Source organism: Methanomethylovorans hollandica DSM 15978 (genome assembly GCF_000328665.1).
GTDB lineage: Archaea > Halobacteriota > Methanosarcinia > Methanosarcinales > Methanosarcinaceae > Methanomethylovorans > Methanomethylovorans hollandica.
The window spans coordinates 171,889-188,906 of record NC_019977.1 but is presented as its reverse complement, the minus strand read 5'-3'; the positions used below and the strand labels follow the sequence as shown (position 1 = coordinate 188,906).

The 17,018-nt window shown below is 42.3% G+C and carries 22 protein-coding genes; 8 read left to right on the top strand and 14 right to left on the bottom strand.

Annotated features, from left to right (window positions below; translation table 11 throughout):
- From METHO_RS00950 to METHO_RS00930, 5 genes are all read left to right on the top strand, one after another.
- Entirely contained in the window at nucleotides 1-186 is a 186-nt protein-coding gene (locus tag METHO_RS00950; protein ID WP_015323646.1) for a hypothetical protein, read from the top strand.
- A 4-nt stretch (nucleotides 187-190) separates the two neighbouring features.
- Entirely contained in the window at nucleotides 191-682 is a 492-nt protein-coding gene (gene moaC, locus METHO_RS00945; protein WP_394296204.1) for a cyclic pyranopterin monophosphate synthase MoaC, read from the top strand.
- Between the two features lie 69 nt (nucleotides 683-751).
- Nucleotides 752-1,606 (top strand): ribose-phosphate diphosphokinase, encoded by an 855-nt coding sequence (locus METHO_RS00940; protein WP_015323644.1) that lies wholly within the window; start codon nucleotides 752-754, stop codon nucleotides 1,604-1,606.
- A 467-nt stretch (nucleotides 1,607-2,073) separates the two neighbouring features.
- The gene (locus METHO_RS00935) at nucleotides 2,074-2,622 is read left to right on the top strand and encodes an endonuclease III domain-containing protein (RefSeq protein WP_216594307.1); all 549 of its coding nucleotides are present in this window, start codon (nucleotides 2,074-2,076) and stop codon (nucleotides 2,620-2,622) included.
- A complete protein-coding gene (locus METHO_RS00930; protein ID WP_015323642.1) occupies nucleotides 2,603-3,382 on the top strand; it encodes a C15orf41 family protein in 780 nt (259 codons plus the stop codon). Before METHO_RS00935 ends, METHO_RS00930 begins: the two co-directional genes overlap by 20 nt.
- Here METHO_RS00930 and METHO_RS00925 read toward each other — a convergent pair.
- The gene (locus tag METHO_RS00925) at nucleotides 3,348-3,605 is read right to left on the bottom strand and encodes a hypothetical protein (RefSeq protein WP_015323641.1); all 258 of its coding nucleotides are present in this window, start codon (nucleotides 3,603-3,605) and stop codon (nucleotides 3,348-3,350) included. The two genes, METHO_RS00930 and METHO_RS00925, sit on opposite strands and share 35 nt — an antisense overlap.
- Nucleotides 3,606-3,773: 168 nt before the next feature.
- On the opposite strand from METHO_RS00925, the gene lysS reads away from it, so the two are divergent.
- Together lysS and METHO_RS00915 are read left to right on the top strand one after the other, a co-directional pair.
- Nucleotides 3,774-5,366, top strand: coding sequence for a lysine--tRNA ligase (gene lysS, locus METHO_RS00920; RefSeq protein WP_015323640.1), 1,593 nt, complete (start codon nucleotides 3,774-3,776; stop codon nucleotides 5,364-5,366).
- On the top strand, nucleotides 5,341-6,018 hold the full coding sequence (locus METHO_RS00915) for a class I SAM-dependent methyltransferase (RefSeq protein WP_245546308.1): 678 nt from the start codon (nucleotides 5,341-5,343) through the stop codon (nucleotides 6,016-6,018). The genes lysS and METHO_RS00915 overlap by 26 nt, the downstream gene beginning before the upstream one ends.
- On the opposite strand, the gene METHO_RS00910 is transcribed toward METHO_RS00915, so the two are convergent.
- The 5 genes from METHO_RS00910 to METHO_RS00890 form a co-directional block, all read right to left on the bottom strand.
- The gene (locus METHO_RS00910; protein WP_015323638.1) at nucleotides 5,997-6,242 is read right to left on the bottom strand and encodes a pro-sigmaK processing inhibitor BofA family protein; all 246 of its coding nucleotides are present in this window, start codon (nucleotides 6,240-6,242) and stop codon (nucleotides 5,997-5,999) included. The two genes, METHO_RS00915 and METHO_RS00910, sit on opposite strands and share 22 nt — an antisense overlap.
- Before the next feature lie 34 nt (nucleotides 6,243-6,276).
- Nucleotides 6,277-6,705, bottom strand: a complete 429-nt coding sequence (locus METHO_RS00905) for a nucleoside 2-deoxyribosyltransferase (protein WP_015323637.1) — start codon at nucleotides 6,703-6,705, stop codon at nucleotides 6,277-6,279.
- Nucleotides 6,702-9,170: a DUF3656 domain-containing U32 family peptidase gene (locus tag METHO_RS00900; RefSeq protein ID WP_156810989.1), complete on the bottom strand. Its 2,469-nt coding sequence runs from the start codon at nucleotides 9,168-9,170 to the stop codon at nucleotides 6,702-6,704. Before METHO_RS00900 ends, METHO_RS00905 begins: the two co-directional genes overlap by 4 nt.
- Nucleotides 9,171-9,238: 68 nt before the next feature.
- Complete coding sequence (locus METHO_RS00895) at nucleotides 9,239-9,535, bottom strand: hypothetical protein (RefSeq protein WP_015323635.1); 297 nt, start codon at nucleotides 9,533-9,535, stop codon at nucleotides 9,239-9,241.
- Nucleotides 9,532-10,509, bottom strand: a complete 978-nt coding sequence (locus METHO_RS00890; protein ID WP_015323634.1) for a DUF7490 domain-containing protein — start codon at nucleotides 10,507-10,509, stop codon at nucleotides 9,532-9,534. Before METHO_RS00890 ends, METHO_RS00895 begins: the two co-directional genes overlap by 4 nt.
- 268 nt (nucleotides 10,510-10,777) lie before the next feature.
- Here METHO_RS00890 and METHO_RS00885 point away from each other — a divergent pair, with 268 nt between their 5' ends.
- A complete protein-coding gene (locus METHO_RS00885) occupies nucleotides 10,778-11,674 on the top strand; it encodes a cation diffusion facilitator family transporter (RefSeq protein WP_015323633.1) in 897 nt (298 codons plus the stop codon).
- Nucleotides 11,675-11,693: 19 nt separating this feature from the next.
- On the opposite strand, the gene METHO_RS00880 is transcribed toward METHO_RS00885, so the two are convergent.
- From METHO_RS00880 to METHO_RS00845, 8 genes are all read right to left on the bottom strand, one after another.
- On the bottom strand, nucleotides 11,694-11,954 hold the full coding sequence (locus tag METHO_RS00880; protein ID WP_245546307.1) for a MazG nucleotide pyrophosphohydrolase domain-containing protein: 261 nt from the start codon (nucleotides 11,952-11,954) through the stop codon (nucleotides 11,694-11,696).
- Between the two features lie 43 nt (nucleotides 11,955-11,997).
- A complete protein-coding gene (gene hisF / locus METHO_RS00875) occupies nucleotides 11,998-12,819 on the bottom strand; it encodes an imidazole glycerol phosphate synthase subunit HisF (protein WP_015323631.1) in 822 nt (273 codons plus the stop codon).
- Nucleotides 12,820-12,862: 43 nt separating this feature from the next.
- Nucleotides 12,863-13,570 (bottom strand): DUF1614 domain-containing protein, encoded by a 708-nt coding sequence (locus tag METHO_RS00870; RefSeq protein ID WP_015323630.1) that lies wholly within the window; start codon nucleotides 13,568-13,570, stop codon nucleotides 12,863-12,865.
- Between the two features lie 47 nt (nucleotides 13,571-13,617).
- Nucleotides 13,618-14,073 (bottom strand): bifunctional nuclease family protein, encoded by a 456-nt coding sequence (locus METHO_RS00865; RefSeq protein WP_015323629.1) that lies wholly within the window; start codon nucleotides 14,071-14,073, stop codon nucleotides 13,618-13,620.
- Nucleotides 14,074-14,155: 82 nt separating this feature from the next.
- Nucleotides 14,156-14,824: a protein-L-isoaspartate O-methyltransferase gene (locus METHO_RS00860; protein ID WP_245546306.1), complete on the bottom strand. Its 669-nt coding sequence runs from the start codon at nucleotides 14,822-14,824 to the stop codon at nucleotides 14,156-14,158.
- Nucleotides 14,791-15,441, bottom strand: a complete 651-nt coding sequence (locus tag METHO_RS00855) for an HVO_0476 family zinc finger protein (RefSeq protein WP_015323627.1) — start codon at nucleotides 15,439-15,441, stop codon at nucleotides 14,791-14,793. Before METHO_RS00855 ends, METHO_RS00860 begins: the two co-directional genes overlap by 34 nt.
- 167 nt (nucleotides 15,442-15,608) lie before the next feature.
- Nucleotides 15,609-16,478 carry an agmatinase gene (gene speB, locus METHO_RS00850; RefSeq protein ID WP_015323626.1) on the bottom strand — a complete coding sequence of 290 codons (870 nt, stop codon included), beginning with the start codon at nucleotides 16,476-16,478 and terminating at the stop codon, nucleotides 15,609-15,611.
- Nucleotides 16,479-16,528: 50 nt separating this feature from the next.
- Nucleotides 16,529-16,912, bottom strand: a complete 384-nt coding sequence (locus tag METHO_RS00845) for a translation initiation factor IF-5A (RefSeq protein WP_015323625.1) — start codon at nucleotides 16,910-16,912, stop codon at nucleotides 16,529-16,531.
- Between the last annotated feature and the right edge of the window lie 106 nt (nucleotides 16,913-17,018).

Genomic DNA, 17,018 nt, shown 5'->3' with positions numbered 1-17,018 from the left:
ATGGCAAAAGATGAGGGCAGAAAGATCATAGTTGATATCGAGAGAAAAAAAGTAAGGATAATAATCATCCATGATGAAGATGAGGAAATACTCAAGTTGACATTGGATGAGGCAAAAGATCTTATTCAAAAGTTGGAGAACACAGTTGAGGACTATAAGCAGCGGCAAAAACTGCGTATAGATTGAATTGATGGTGGTTCTCTTGGAAACAAAACTAAGCCATCTGAAGGATGACAGAGCCATAATGGTGGATATCAGTGGTAAAGATATCATTGAAAGATATGCAACAGCTGTCGGCGAGATCTTACTCTCCGACCTAACTATTGAGAGAATTAAAAATGGCACTATAGAAAAGGGCAACGTATTGGTAACTGCCAGGACTGCAGCTATACTCGGAGTAAAAAGAACCCCGGAAATGATACCAATGTGTCATCAGATACCTATAACAGGTGTAGATGTAAACTTTTCCTTCCATGAAGGAACAATAGCTGCCACTGTAGAAGTCCGATCTGTTGGAAGAACAGGAGTGGAAATGGAAGCACTCACTGGTGTTTCTATCGCACTGCTGACAGTGTGGGACATGGTAAAATCTGCAGAAAAAGACAATACAGGCAATTATCCTCACACAGCCATACAGAATATAAAAGTACTTGAGAAGACAAAGGGAAGCAAAACTAATTAACATAAGACATTGTAGAGTAGGAAAATCATATCCGAATGAATAAGCAAATAATTTTATGAGGTACTTAAATTGAAAATAATAGGAGGACCGGCATCACAGGCGCTTGCTACCCGTGTAGCAAGGGAAATGAACATTGAACCAACCCTTTGTGAGTTTAACCGTTTCCCCGACGGAGAGATCTATACCCGCATAATGGAAGAACCTATGGACGAAGTGACCATCATTCAGAGCACAACAACAGACTCTGACCTCATGGCACTACTGCTTATGATAGATGCCTGCGAAGATGCGCAGGTGGTAAACGTGGTTATTCCCTATATGGGGTATGCACGTCAGGATAAGAAGTTCAAATGTGGGGAACCCATCAGTGCAAGAGCTGTAGCTAGAGCCATATCTGCAGACAGGATATTTACTGTGAATATCCACAAGCCAAGTATCCTGAATTATTTTAGTTCTGATGCTTTTGACCTGGATGCATCAGAAGTTATAGGAAAATACATTAGCTCCCTCCAACTGAAAGATCCTCTGATAGTGGCTCCGGATACAGGTGCTATGACCCTTGCAGAAAATACTGCAAAAGGAGTAGGTATCCAGTACGATCATCTTGAAAAGACCAGGCTTTCCGGGGACACCGTGAACATCAAAACGAAGAATATGGATGTCTGTGGCAGGGATGTGGTCCTGGTGGATGATATGATCGCTACAGGCGGTACAATGGCAGAATCTATAAAACTCCTCAAGAGCCAGGGGGCAAGAGAAGTTTACCTTGCATGCGTACATCCCGTACTGGCAAAGAATGCGGTGTTGCGCCTCTTCAATGCAGGTGTGCGCGACATTATAGCCACAGATACACTGGAAAAAGCACAGAGTTCTGTAAGTGTTGCATCCCTTATTGCTGGATCCATAAAGAATTTTCAGAATTAAACAATCATTCATAAGAATAATGGGAATTCCGGCAAAGTGTCTCCTTGATGCAAGATCAAATTCCAAAGGAAAACAATTCCACGTTTATATCAAGTGGATTGACGCACAAAAGAGACTAATTACATAACAGGAAAGGAAGTTCCCACTGAACAACTTTTTCTGAAATGGGCGTGCTTCATACGTACATAGAATTTTGAGACAAATGAATATTTTGAAAAGATAACTGTAAGTAACAAGAATATGGCTGCTATCGGAACATACGAAATGATCAAAAATGCAAAGAATAAATAAAATTAGAAGCACATACTTCCCATAAAAAGAAAAAGAGATTTGGAGTTGAGAGTTCTCTGTTACCTTCAAAATTTAAAGAAAGTGACCTGAAAAAGATATATAGAACACTTCTGGAGGAATTTGGTCCACAAAAGTGGTGGCCTGCAGAAACACGCTTTGAGGTAATTGTTGGAGCTTTGCTAACTCAGCAAACAAAGTGGAACAATGTGGAAAAGGCCATATGTAATCTCAAACGGGCAGAAGTGCTTGAACCGCATGGTCTTGTCAAAATAGATATGTCTTCATTGGAAGAAATGATAAGATGCTGCAGATTCTATCGCCAGAAAGCCAGCAGATTAAAAAACATAGCACAGTTTCTGATCGAGAGGGATATAGATGAACTGTTCAAGCTTCCAGTTGACCAGTTACGTACGACATTATTGGCTCTGAACGGTGTTGGCAATGAAACTGCGGATAGTATAATATTGTACGCTGCTGATAAACCTAAATTTGTTATCGATGCATATACTACACGTATTATGGGATGCATGGGTGTAGAAGGTAATTACGAAGAACTGCAGAGGTTATTTGAAAATACACTTTCAAAGGATGTAAACACATTCAAGGAGTACCATGCACTTATTGTTGAATATGCAAAATCCTATTGTGGAAAAAAACTCTGCAAAGAATGCATTCTGATAAATGGTCACAGGAAAGGAACAATACATGGACAAAAGCAAATATAAAGAGATCTATGGATTATTGGAGGACATAGAAGACATAGGACCTGTGGCCAAAGAGTTCGGCGTCCACCCTGGAATTGCGTATACAATATTATCACAAAAGACAGTATCTAAGGTTAGATCAGACTTTGGACATTTGAAGAGGAACGGACCGGCACAGCTGGAACAATGGAACCGAGGAAAAACGATACTTGAAATGGCCGGGGCCGAAAAAATACCTGCCACATTGATGGCTTCCGTTATTCTGAAGGAACTGAATATACCTAAAAAGATGGCATTTAACTACCCGGAGAAACTTCAAAACAAACGGTTGAGCCAGGAGATCATTCAGGCGCTGGATGAAGATCATTTTTTTTCTCCACATGCACACAATCTGCAACTGGAAAAAGGTAGACTCGGCGAGGAGATAATCTCCCGATGGCTTAAAGCTCATAAGATAGAGTTTCTGACCGAGGTCCAATTAAGAGAGCAGAATACAACCAAAACGCCAGATTTCCTGTTGGCTGAACCCATAACTATAGATGGCATAAAAGTATTCTGGATAGAGAGTAAAGCGATCTTTGGGGATGAGCAGGAACACAAACGCTATACTAAAAAACAGTTTTCCCATTACGAACAGATGTCCGGTCATGGATTAGTGGTCTATTGGTATGGATTTCTGGATACACTTAAAAGTAATGGGGACATAATAAAATGCTATCTGTTTTTTGAAGAGTTTAAAAAAGAGGTCACTGAGCTTCTGAACTTTGGAGTTCACCAGTAAATACAAGCACAGCTTGGGTAGCACTGGCATCTGTTTCATCGTCTTCGGAATGGTCACCTTCATCATAAAGAACCGGAGAGGATGCAATAGCACCATGAGTACCCAGAATTTCAATAAGAGAAGCAAGTTCATCACATGCCGGATCCCTCATCCGATACAGCATGAATATATCCCTCATAGCTGAAATACTGTTCCTTTCTCCTTTAGGTGTTATGCGAGTCATTGAGGAAAGGAGTATATACTACTAATTAACTCTTTCGATTCGTACTTGTGCGAACGTTTAGTACAGAAAGGGAATATTAAACCGCCCAGACATGCCTTTACACCACAGCTCTAAAATAATAGTATATAATTTCATAATGCATCATTATTATGAATTTGGTGAACTAATATGGTAGAGATTACGCATTGGGCAGATGTCATGGCAGAGGAGATCCTAAGGAGTGGAAAAAAACACCTTGTAGCAACTGGCATCACCCCTTCCGGACACATACACATAGGGAACATGAGAGAAGTGGTCACAGCAGACGCAACATATCGTGCCCTGCTGGATCAGGGAGCGGATGCAGAAATAATCTATGTTGCAGACACATACGATCCTCTGAGGAAAGTATATCCATTTCTTGATGAAAGTTTTGCACAACATGTGGGAAAGCCCATTTCAGAAATCCCCTGCCCATGCGGTGAATGTTACAGTTATGCTGAACATTTTCTCAAACCTTTCTACAAAGCACTGGACCGTTTAGGCATTCATCCTAAAATATACAGGGCTGATGAGATGTATAAACAGGGAATGTATGTAGAAAGCATCAAAACCGCTCTTCTCAACAGGGACAAAATCGCGCGTATACTGCAGGAACATTCCGGAAAAGAGGTCACAGCTGACTGGAGCCCATTTAATCCGATCTGTAGCAAATGTGGCCGGCTTACGACCACTAAAGTCACTGGTTTTGATATTGAAGCAGAGACAATAGATTATGCTTGCTCCTGCGGCGACTGTGGAACAGTATCAATGACCGGAGGAGGAAAACTTACATGGCGTGTGGACTGGCCTGCCCGCTGGGGTGTGCTGGGAGTTACAGCTGAGCCTTTCGGGAAGGACCATGCTTCCAAAGGTGGGTCCTACGATACAGGCAAAGCCATAAGCGAGGAGATATATGGATACAAAGCACCATACCCGATTGTATATGAATGGATCATGCTGGGTACAAAAGGCGCAATGTCCTCCTCAAGCGGAGTGGTAGTAGCAATATCCGATATGCTGGAAGTTCTTCCGCCCGAAATATTGAGATATCTGATCATAAGAACAAAACCTGAAAAGCATATTCGCTTTGATCCTTCCCTGCCTCTGCTCAACCTGGTAGAAGAATATGAAAAGTTAAGTGCTAACGCAGAAGAATCCGGCTATAATAAGCGACTGAAAGAGCTATCACATGCAGCAGGAATCTGCCATACAGACATTCCATTCAAGCACATGATCACCATTTATCAGGTAGCTCACGGTGATCTTGACAAGGTTATGAAAATAGTTGAAAGATCGGGATACAGCACAAAGAACGAGAAATGTATCCTGGAGCTTGCAGAGAACGTAGGAAAGTGGCTTGAGATGTATGCTCCTGACATGGTGAAGTTCAGTGTGAAGGAAGAAATGCCGGTACAGGCTGCAACCTTGACCGATATCCAGAGAGCTTTCCTGCAGGCTTTGGCCGAGGAAATAGAAGCTGCAAGCGAACTAACAGGGGAAGATTACCATAACCTTGTCTATTCCTCCCAGGATAAGAGTTCTTCACTTAACGCCAGGATGGGCCGCATAATGGAAATGTCCTCTGATGATTTGGAAGTGAAGCCCACTGAAATGTTCAAAGCCATCTATCTGGCCGTGCTGGGACAGCAGTCCGGACCAAAAGCCGGATGGTTCCTTTCATCAATGGAAAAGGACTTCCTTGCAAAGAGATTCAGTGAAGCTGCAAGTTACAGGCCATGAAGAATTGATAGAGAAAGAAGATATTCTTGCGTGGGAAAGGGAGTACAGGCATTTGCAGTGGGGCTGTGCCGGCTCCATATCCCATATAACAGAAATGCTTCCTCCCGGAAGCAAAATACTGGATGTAGGATGCGGATGTGGAAGACATCTGTTTCCATTGTCCACCTGCTACAGCACAACAGGTATGGATATTTCATCCATTGCTTTGCACAAAGCAAGGGAGTACCTGAAAAAGCAGGATAGAAAAGCTGATTATACCACTGCAAGTCTTACCCACTTGCCCTTTAAGGAAGAAACTTTTGATGCCGTGATCTGTCTGGGAGTACTGCAGCATCTCACTGAAGCAGGAAGATATGCTGCAACAAGAGAGATAAGAAGAGTTTTAAAATGCAATGGATTGGTATTCCTAGAGGTGTTTGGTTCTCAGGATATGAGATATGGAGGAGAGGAAGTAGAAGAGCGCAGTTTTATGCGCCAGACTGGAATACTTTACCACTACTTCACCCCCGAAGAAATAAGGACACTTTTTAAAGGATTCCAGTTCCTTGAATTGAAAGACAAACTGCTGGAAAAAAAGTATAGAAGAGAGAAATATATCAGGCACATGATCAGTGCCGTTATGTGTTATAATCAGAAGAAGATGCCCGCATAGTGCAGCAGGATCACAAGGATGGCACCAAACACACCTGCAATGGCACAGGTGAAGACCACAACCCATGAGTATGCTATTTCCAGTCCCAGAGCGGTATTGGCGATAACAAGCACCAATAATCCCATAATAGCATTGATCACCATGCTTTTTATGGTCTTCAGGACTTTATAAAGCAGGTATGCAATTACTATTGCAGCCAGAACGATTATGATCTCTGTAACCATGTGTGTAATATATGGCAGAATAAATATTTAACTATTATCCCCATATTTCTGCCTGTAGCGAGATAAGGAAGGCCAACACTTTGGTATCAAGTCCCTCCAGTGTGGAATACTGCCACAGGGCAACATAGGGATTACCTAGGACCATAGCCGACACGTTTGCTCCGGGTCTGTACAGACAGAGTACCGGAATATTCCTTTGAACTGCACTGCATATCTCATAGCCAACGCCTGTAGAAGGAATACTTACCTCTGCAATAAGGCATGAACTGTGCTCTAAGAGAGCCATATCCCTTGCAAAGATCTCCTGCTCTGTCATGGCAGACTCCACTTTTTCAACCTGTGGATCAGCTACATGCTCGGTAAGTACCTCATGACCTTTAGAAACAATAAATGAGCAAAGATGCTGATAAACTGATAACAATTCCCTTCCACCACGAATAGAACCTGAAAAGAATACCTTCATAGTACACCTCTGAAATAATGCCCTTTTGTGTATTTGCCAGATATATCCCTGCAGGAAATATAGGAGATCGCTTGCTTGGAGATACATTGACCGATACTTTTTTTGTATGCGGCTACTACTAACCGCACTTTCTGCGCATCCATATACCTTGCCTCTATCCTGAATCTGAATACACCTGCTTTGACAAAGCTGGTAACATCATCCAGCAGACATAATTCCCTGGAATTGAAAATATGGGTCCTGCAGTGTTCATCCATAAGCAGCGGGAATTCAAAACCTTTCTCATCCTTTATTGCAAACGTATTATCCCTGCAGGGCATACAGCATGCATCGTTTTTTCCACCCAGCAAACTTCCAACGATGCAACTCTCTATATCCATGAGCTTGAGATTTCCATGTACCACACATTCCACATTCCCATACCTGCTCAATGATGAAACCTGCCCCATTGCAAGTTCCGGAGATAAGGTAACAGCTTCAGAGCCTGCCCTATGAAAAAATGAACACGACCTGTTGTTGAATACGTTAAGAGGATAGTCTATAATAAAATTGCAACCCAACTGTTGAACTACTCTGAGAACACCAAGGTTGCCAACAAGCACGCCGTGGAAACCAATTCCCAGTGCCTCCCGGATAAGCAAATGCAGTTCATCCATCTCCTTATCCCAGACAATAGATGGTGTTGTAAGATAAATCCTGCAGCCTGTTCTGCATGTAATATCATGTGCTTCTTTTAATGTGGCTTTCGTGTGACTGCGGAAGTTCTCATCTCCATAATAAATTACACCCGCACCTTCATCTGCTGCACACAATAATCCATCCAGAGTATTCACACTGACAGACAAGAAAGGTGTTCCTGTATTGTCCTCAAGATAAGAAGGCAGTGAAAAAATAAAATCTTCAAATATACGTTTCCATTTTATGATCCTTATCTTCTCCATTTCCTGAACGGCACTGTTACGGATATTGTTCAGTTCCCTGATAGGAACGAAAATATCGGGGTCTGATAAAATCTCCAGTGAGACCGGATAGAAAACAGTATTTCCAAGTTTTAAAAGCTGTTTTTCCATATCCTTCTCGGTTGTTGGGTTTTTTTGGGATGGCTGGACAATGTATTCTGAAACCATCCTTACTACATTGTTATTGTGATCCTCCAAAGACATTTCCAGATTTTTGCCTTTTACAGCAGTAAGCTTAAGCCTCACGGGCACTTTGCGTACAGGCATTTGAGAAGTGAAAGATCGTTCCATAGACTTAATAAGTGAGCTATCAGAAGTCCTGTATACCTGCGTACCTGCAGATACGGGGTTGGAAAGAAGCAGATCTACAATCATGCCTTTACCAGCAGAAGTGATCGGTCTGCTCTCGTAGAACATCCTGGTTACATTCTCACCCGTTCCCTCCGATGAAAAACCAATCCCATCGCCAACATTGAGAGAGCCTGACAATTTGAGGCTTACACAGCCTCCTCCTGAATGACCAATTACTGTGCCCACCAGAACCCCTCGGTTATGGGGCATGTCGTGGTCCATTAGCTCAATGCGTGGTTTTCCTGAAAGATATGCATGGGTAAAACCCCTGTTAAAAAGCTGTTCAAGTGTTCTTAATTCTTCCTCAGATACAAAATATCTTGTCGGGTCTGCTGCATACCGGTCCAGAAGCTGTCTATAAATACTCACTACACCTGCCACATATTCAGGTCGTTTCATCCTCCCTTCTATCTTAAGGGATGAAACACCTGCTTCGATTATTTGAGGCAGGATTTCAGCGGTATTAAGGTCCTTTGGGCTTAGCAGGAAATTTCCCTTAACATCGACTTCTTTTCCATTTTTCATAAGAGCATACTGTTTACGACAGGGCTGTGCACAGTATCCTCTGTTACCGCTTCTTCCGCCTATTATGCTGCTAAGCAGACATTGGCCCGAATAACAAATACATAGAGCACCATGAATGAAGATCTCAAGTTCTGCATGCGTATTATCATGTATTGAACGGATGGCTTCAAGTGGAAGTTCTCTTGCAAGCACGATCCTTTTCACACCCACATCTTCAAGTAAACGCACACTTTCAGTGTTATGTACTGTCATCTGCGTACTTGCATGTACAGGAAGCTCCGGAAGAAATTCACGTAAAAATGAAAGCAAACCGATATCCTGCACTATTACGGCATCTGCTCCATATGCGGCAATACTCTGCAAAGTTTCGGCTGCCTCGGCAAATTCAGCATCTTTTATAAGAGTATTCACTGTAATATATACCTTCACACCCCTAAGATGAGCATAATCAATAACTTGTTCCAGCTCATCGAGAGAGAAATTAGAAGCATAAGCTCTGGCACTTAGCTTCTTAACGCCCAGGTACACAGCGTCTGCACCATTTTCCACAGCTGCCTTAAGAGATAGCATATCACCGGCAGGGGCCAGCAGTTCAGGGACCGAGGACATGAGATGTTCTGATGATGTCACAATATATAAAAGATATCCGGAATACTTTGAAGTTTCCGGCCAATGTTCGGGAATGTATCCAAAGAAGTCTATACCTTCTTTTTCATAAGGTAGAATTTTATAATATATAAACAGAAAACTACAACTGCGAGATTAAACACAGCCCTGATGATGGGAATATATTCCGACTCAAACCATGTGTATATAACCTGATCTACCGAACCGATGAACTGGAGTACTGAAATTGCAAGAAGAAGACCTACCAGTATTAATAGACCAGCTCTAAAATAGTCCTCCATTGATGCTTCTTTTTTCTCTTTCGCCTTTACTGGTGCAGGAGATTGCACCTGCCCCATATTTCCAGTTTCTTTTAATTCCCCACTCATACAGATCTCCTCCTGAAGATGATAAATACTGCAATCAGAGAGATTATAGCAAGTACTGAACCAAATCCTGGTGTACCCACTTCTGGTTCTTCATAAGGTGTTTCATATGCAGGTGTTTCACCCGGTGCAGATGGAGGCGTTTCCACAACAAAATCACTTGTTACGATATCTTTAGACTCAACGGTCTTGTTTTTATCAATAACTTTTTGTGGATTCAACTGGACGTAATCTTCTCCACGCTTCACAAGGACATTATCCTTCCAGACAAGGACCTCTACAACATAATTGTAGTTATCAGGCACTGTAAGGTTTACACTTCTGACAACTGTCTCTTCCGGACCTATTAGGCCAGTGGTGGCCCAGACCTTGTCTGCTATAAGACGTGCATCCATTTCGCGGGCTTTCACCAGCATCTTGTAGTCTTGACTCACATTAGAACCTGAATTAGTGAGATAAACATCAGATTCGATCACAACGTTGTTGCCTACGACCTTCCGAACCAGGAAATCTATACTATCTATACCTATACCTATTTCCTGTACGTCAGTCTTCAATCTTTCAAGCCCACTCAAATATATCTCTGCCGTGGATTTTGTTTTATTGCCATCAGACAGCACAAATTCCACCCTGTATGTGCCTTCTCTGGGCAATCTGATAGAGTGAGAAACTGAAGCTGTCTCACCTTCTTTTATGGGCCCTATCTCTGTAGCTTTCCTTGACTTCAAAAAGTCAGTATTACTATCAAATACCTTCAGTTGCAGTGAAGTATCATTTTTTTGAACTCCGCTTGTATGAAGAATATAAGTCGTCACGTTGATATCTACAAAAGAACTTGTCACTTTGTCTGCGGACAATTCAGTATCCGTTATTATAATGTTTGACTCTTTTTCAAAATTCTTGATACAGCCACTGGAATAGATCGTTAATGTCAGCAAGAAAATGGCTATAAAATATATCCTGATATTGTTGACCATATACATCCCCCTCTACACATAGATAATTCTGTGTTAGATCTATTTAAATTGTTCTGAAATGTGAAAAAGTAAATTAGAGGCCAGGTTAAAGTTCATGAATCAAAGTTGAAAAGATAGGTGTTCAAAACATATTGTTAAATGGTTAATAAGTAATGGCAATAATAAGCAATGAAGGCAGACAAAAAAGAAAATGGTGCCCGAAAAATATACAAAGAATTAAATAGAGATATATATATATCTTATTCTATCCACCGGAGCATCTAATTGCATGCAGACTGGAAAAGAAAGAAATGAAACAGCAGTAAAAGTAACTGTGAACGGGATGATATTAAATGTTGTCCTGACTATTTTCAAATTCGTTGCCGGAATCCTAGGCAACAGTGCAGCAATGGTCGCAGATGCTGTCCATTCACTATCTGATTTTATAACAGATATTGTCGTAATTGTCGGACTAAAAGCTGCAGGAAAACCTGCAGACACTAATCATCATTATGGACATGGTAAAATCGAGACTCTGTGCGCGGCTTTTGTGGGAATTGTTCTTTTCATAATAGGATTAGAGATTTTTGTGGGTGGCTTGAGTAAGATCCTGTTGGCAATTAATGGAGGAAAACTGGAACAACCAGGAATAATAGCCTTTATTGCTGCAGTGGTTTCCATCATTTCAAAGGAATGGTTATACAGATATACATTAAATTATGCAAGATCGGTAAAAAGCGATGCTATGGAAGCAAACGCATGGCATCACCGGTCAGACGCATTTTCCTCAGTGGGGACAATGCTGGGAATTGGAGGAGCGATAGCCCTTGGGGGTAAGTGGGCAGTTCTTGACCCAATTGCTGCGGTAATACTGAGTTTGTTCATATTTAAAGTTGCATTCGACATCACATATAAGAATACAAATGAGCTTACCGAAGCAGCCCCGGAAAAAGAGATCATTGAAGATATCCAGCATATAATTGCATCAACCGACGGGGTTAAAGACTTCCACAAGCTTAAAACAAGAAAGATAGGCAACAATATTGCAACTGACGTGCATATCCAGGTGAATAATAAGCTTAGCCTTATCGAAGCCCATGATATATGCACTGAAGTAGAGAATCGCTTACGTGAAAAATATGGAAATGATAGTATTCTCTACATACATTGTGAACCATACATATGATATAGGCTTTTTGGGCAGATCAATCCGTGCAGACACATGGATTTTTGCCGCATGTGGGACATGCACGCGGATACTTTTCAAGGAAAGCAGTTTCAAGATCCACGTTGTAGAGGTTTGCAAGAGCGCCCACCCAGGCAAAACAATCCGCAAGCTCTTCCCTTATGTTCTCTGTATCGTGCCTGCGCACAGCTTCCGCGAGTTCTCCTACTTCTTCCACAAGCCATAACATGGTTGCAGTGGCACCACGCCTTCTATCGTTGTGTCCATACAGATCGGACATGAACTGCTGGAATTCCTTGATCTCCAGAATAACATCTCCAGAATTACAGCCTGACAGGGATATTCCTTTCCCTGAGGTATTCTTTCACATCCTGCACAGTGTATTCCCCGAAGTGGAAGATACTTGCTGCAAGTGCAGCATCCGCCTTGCCTTTAATGAAGCCTTCATATATATGTTGTGGATTGCCCACACCCCCAGAAGCTATCACAGGTATGTCCAGTTCCTCAGAAAGCTTGCGGGTAATTGGAATGTCGAATCCGTCGTATGTGCCATCCCTGTCCATACTGGTCAACAGGATCTCACCTGAACCAAGTTCCTCTACTTTTTTTGCCCACTGTACGGCATCGATACCAGTAGATTTACGACCTCCATAGATGACAACTTCGTACCATGCCGGAGTACCGTCCTCAAGCTCCAATATAACCTTATCAGGATTGCCCTCAACATCAGTATTACGCTTGCAATCGATGGCAGTAACAATGCACTGAGAACCAAATATCTGTGATGATTGCCGGATGAGGTCCGGATCTTTAACTGCCGCAGTATTGATAGAAACTTTATCAGCACCCGCTCGGAGGATCTGCCTGATGTCCTCTATTGAATTAATACCACCTCCCACAGTAAGGGGAATGAAAACCTCGTCAGCAGTTCTTTCGATAACATCGATCATAGTGCCCCTACCTTCATGAGAAGCCGTAATATCAAGAAATACCAGTTCATCAGCACCCTGTTCATTGTACCGCTTGGCAAGTTCCACAGGGTCGCCTGCTTTTCTAAGATCAACGAACTCAATGCCCTTGACAACGGTTCCTCCAGCTTCATCAAGTGTTACGTCGAGACAGGGTATTATCCTTTTTGTGAGCATGATGGATAATCAAGCAAACCTGGTATTAATAATTTATGAACCCTTACACCAGGAGCACAGCAATAACACCTGCAAGAAAAACACCATCAAAAGTGCCTGCTCCACCTATACTGACTACGGGCGCACCTATCTTTGTAATACCCCTAAGATTGAGCAGATCTGCACCTACCAGGGTGCCCAGGGTACCGCCAGTATATGCAATTATGAAAATGAAGTCGTGATTTTCCGGAAACTGAGAGATTATTAATATGGAGCTTAGCGCTGCGGCCAGTGGAGGTACCAGTGCGGGTGTCACTATACCCACACCTTTTACAGGACGTGCTACCAGTTTAGTAATTGCGGCTACGATCATTATCCCATACAGCGAATAGGTTATCACCCCAGGGTATGTATAAAGAAGGTAGACTGATACAAAGATAGGTATTACTGCTCCTCCAATGTTAACAGCCACTGTGGTCTTCCTTACAAAACTATCCATGAAAGGTACGCGGTATTTTACACCGAAGACCTTGACGAAATTACCATTAGGGATAGGTACCTCAGTTTCCAGTGTTGTGAGAGGGACATTGATGTTGCTGCCGATCAGACAGAGGAAAAGAAGCAGGAATGCATCTCCCCACGAAAAACCCAATTTTGCAAAAGCTGAGCTTACAAGCCCGAAAAAGAGAAATGATACAACAACAGATAACAGAAGCAACAGTATAAAGGTAAAAACCATTGTTAAAGGATTGTAGAATATCCTGTGCCTCATATAGAAGCATCAACTGGACACCATATAAGTTTTTCTAAACTTTTTTATCAATAAAGAGAAAGAGAACGTGCCCCTTTGAGCAGGTCCTTGCTCACAGCATCACTGATGATCAAATCTTCAGATATCATTATGTGAGCACCTGTTCTCAAAGCTATGGCTATACAATCGCTTGGACGGGCATCAAATTCCATATGCTTTCCGCCATCGTTTAGCACCAGGCGGGCATAATAGATATTATCGATTTTATCATCAATGAACACACTGTCAATTTTAACTTCCATGCGCTCAAGAATAGCTACCAGAAGATCATGAGTGATAGGACGTGGAAGGGTCTCATTACGTATTACCGTATCAATCGACAATGCTTCGGCCTGGCCTATATGAATGGGTATTACTAAACCATCCTCATCCTCCAGCAATACTGCAGGAGATGTACCACCCAGCATATTTACTAGGAAAATACCCTTCACAAATACTTCTCTGACACCTTCCTCATTTGCCATGAATAGAACACTTCCCTATATTATCAACTATTATATGACATATATCATCATGAATGATGACCTATTCCAAAAAATGGGACCTTCAATGGTGTCTATAAGGTTTCTGCTCGAAATGGAAACCATGTTTCCCTATTAGAGGAACAAAAACTACGCCACCCCATTCTTTAGTGACCACTGTGCCATCACTATCCCTTGTAACAAGATAAAGAGACTGGAACATATCTCCAACCGGAATAACCATCCTCCCCCCTGTTTTTAGCTGCTGCACCAGAGGTTGAGGAATGGAGGGTGCTGATGCGGTCACGCATATCCTGTCATAGGGAGCGTGTTCTGGTAGCCCTATAGATCCATCGGAAAGAAAAACCTCTATGTTACGATAGCCAGCTGCCTTTATATTATTTTTTGATGATCCGACCAGCTCTGGTATCCTTTCAGTAGAATATACTATACCAGTATTTCCTATGAGTTCAGCCATAACTGCAGCATTATACCCCGAACCTGCACCCACTTCCAGGACTTTGTGGCCCTCCTGAAGATCAAGCAGATCACACATAATAGCTACCATATGAGGAGCAGATATGGTTTGACCATGCCCGATATTAAGAGGTGTATCCACATAAGCACTTGACATGTGCACAGAGGGAACAAAAAGATGTCTGGGCACATTTGTCATTGCCCTGAGAACTTTTTCACTTACACCACGGACCTTCAGGCGAGCTACCAGCTCTGCCCTCTTCTTCGAGAACTCCACGAAGTACCACTCCCCCATGTTCTTCTATGGACAGGGTTTGCAAAGATACGTTTTATATTCTTGGCTTCTATGACGATACCATCACGGGATCTAAAACTGCCATCTCTTTCCTTGATCTTTATGATCGTGAACTCATCGGTGCCAGCCTTTTCAGTCGAACCAATTGTGAACTGGTAACCTCCAGGAACCTGCTTTATCACCGATCTTGTAGTGGTACCTTCATGAATAGCTATCTTTACGCACACCTCATCTATGGCCCTGCCCCATAGATAATTAATGTCTGCGACTTTGGCGGTGTCTGGCCTTTTTTGACCAGATTCGATCGCCGTTATTACAACTGGATAGACCTCATCTGAAGATTCGTCATCGATGAACATCTCATCACCAACGCTAATTATCTCGTTCTCCTGCATGTAAGTATGCAGGGGAAAAGAAGCTTCACCTCTGCTTACAATAACCTTAATGCCAATGTTCTTGGGAGTTTCTATTACTGTAGGGTGAACTCTGCCGCATTCTAAACATTTTACTACAGGATTAACACCTGATTTAAGAACCTCATGCAGCACCGTATGACGTGGAGAGCATGATGGACACACAACTTCGACTTCTTCGTTCATAATCTATCTACTTATGACAGGAGAGAGTAAATATTTTACCCCCAGATACCCATACAATGCAGTCAAGTGTTACATACCGGATTCATCGAATATGAATAGTTATTGGATGATGATGGATACGTAAAAAAGGAGAAAAGTTCTATTGTTGGTCCAAATTGAATCAATTCTCATCTGTGTGCTGCAGCATGTGCTGCAATGAACTCACGTAAAAGCTTCGTACCCAAGAGGGCAGTTTGCCCACCATCGTATTCCGGAGAAATCTCGACTACATCAAACCCAATGGACATAGGAGCAAGAACACGTATGATATCCCTAACCTCTATATCCGTCAGCCCGAATGGTTCGGGAGTTCCTAAACCCGGGGCAAAGGATGGGTCCAATGCATCCATGTCAAGAGATAGGTAAATCTTATCACATTCAAGGTGCTCAAGTGCTTCTGCAAGAACTGCTTTAACACCTTTTTCTCTTACAGTATCAGAAGTATAGTAGCAGATGCCATGATCTTTTGCGAAATCCCATTCTTCTCTGGGACCGCTGCGCACACCAATGGTCACATACCTGTCAGTGATGTCATTGAGTACATGCCTGGAAACACATGCATGATTGAATTTCACACCGCTGTATTCTTCACGCAGGTCGAAATGAGCATCCATCACCACAAAACCAATATCTTCGCCAGCATGTTTTGCACATGCCTTCACACAGGGATATGTGAGAGAGTGTTCTCCACCCATCATTATGGGGAGTTTCCCATCCTTTACAATTGGCTCCACTGCGAAGAAAAGTTCTTCGAGGGTCCTCTCAACATCCGAATATGGCTCGAAGTTGCCTGCATCATGGATCAGCAGATCCTCAAAATCTATGTCGAAGTATGCATTATAGGTCTCAAAATTAGGAGATGACTTGCGCATAGCATCCGGAGCCCACCTGCTGCCCGCTCGGAAAGATGAGGTGCCATCAAAGGGGACACCAAAGAGAACATATCTGGCAGAGTCATAATCTGCCAGTGAATCCATCATACAAAGATCGTGGAACATTTACCAGAATAAAGTATACACTTGTATTTGTAAAATATGAGGTTATAGATTTACCTCATATCGACCTTCATCTTACCCATAGCCGTAAGGTAGCTGATCTCTTCCCCTTCCTTTACCCTTTCCTTGTACTCTTCGGGTATGGGAAGCTCAAAGGTCGAGTAGTCAGCCATGTCCATAAGCTGGGCAACATCACCTGTTATGGTAATTACCTGAGCGTTCTTTCTCTCGACCAGAGGAACATATATTTTGTCCGATACAGGCCCCACAATAGACCTTTTCTGATTATCAAAAATTCCAATGGCATCGACTCTTGCTTTTGCTGAACCATGCTTTCCTGGCTTTGATTTAGAAATGCTCTTAATGACACAGGGCTCTTCATCGATTAAAACGTATTTACCCTCTTTAAGTTCTTTAACCTCTACTTGCTGTTTCATGTATGAATTCTCCGGAACGGTCTGTTAAATAAGCGATCAATTGTTGAATATGACAGGTAGTAATTTACCATTCCATATATCAAGTTATCTATATAAGAGGCATATA

Coding starts and splice junctions, on each gene's coding strand:
- METHO_RS00950 (WP_015323646.1), top strand. CDS start 1: ATGGCAAAAGATGAGGGCAGAAAGATCATAGTTGATATCGAGAGAAAA.
- moaC (WP_394296204.1), top strand. CDS start 191: ATGGTGGTTCTCTTGGAAACAAAACTAAGCCATCTGAAGGATGACAGA.
- METHO_RS00930 (WP_015323642.1), top strand. CDS start 2,603: ATGGACAAAAGCAAATATAAAGAGATCTATGGATTATTGGAGGACATA.
- METHO_RS00925 (WP_015323641.1), bottom strand. CDS start 3,605: ATGACTCGCATAACACCTAAAGGAGAAAGGAACAGTATTTCAGCTATG.
- lysS (WP_015323640.1), top strand. CDS start 3,774: ATGGTAGAGATTACGCATTGGGCAGATGTCATGGCAGAGGAGATCCTA.
- METHO_RS00910 (WP_015323638.1), bottom strand. CDS start 6,242: ATGGTTACAGAGATCATAATCGTTCTGGCTGCAATAGTAATTGCATAC.
- METHO_RS00905 (WP_015323637.1), bottom strand. CDS start 6,705: ATGAAGGTATTCTTTTCAGGTTCTATTCGTGGTGGAAGGGAATTGTTA.
- METHO_RS00895 (WP_015323635.1), bottom strand. CDS start 9,535: ATGAGTGGGGAATTAAAAGAAACTGGAAATATGGGGCAGGTGCAATCT.
- METHO_RS00890 (WP_015323634.1), bottom strand. CDS start 10,509: ATGGTCAACAATATCAGGATATATTTTATAGCCATTTTCTTGCTGACA.
- METHO_RS00885 (WP_015323633.1), top strand. CDS start 10,778: ATGCAGACTGGAAAAGAAAGAAATGAAACAGCAGTAAAAGTAACTGTG.
- METHO_RS00880 (WP_245546307.1), bottom strand. CDS start 11,954: ATGTCCGATCTGTATGGACACAACGATAGAAGGCGTGGTGCCACTGCA.
- hisF (WP_015323631.1), bottom strand. CDS start 12,819: ATGCTCACAAAAAGGATAATACCCTGTCTCGACGTAACACTTGATGAA.
- METHO_RS00870 (WP_015323630.1), bottom strand. CDS start 13,570: ATGAGGCACAGGATATTCTACAATCCTTTAACAATGGTTTTTACCTTT.
- METHO_RS00865 (WP_015323629.1), bottom strand. CDS start 14,073: ATGGCAAATGAGGAAGGTGTCAGAGAAGTATTTGTGAAGGGTATTTTC.
- METHO_RS00855 (WP_015323627.1), bottom strand. CDS start 15,441: ATGAACGAAGAAGTCGAAGTTGTGTGTCCATCATGCTCTCCACGTCAT.
- speB (WP_015323626.1), bottom strand. CDS start 16,478: ATGTTCCACGATCTTTGTATGATGGATTCACTGGCAGATTATGACTCT.
- METHO_RS00845 (WP_015323625.1), bottom strand. CDS start 16,912: ATGAAACAGCAAGTAGAGGTTAAAGAACTTAAAGAGGGTAAATACGTT.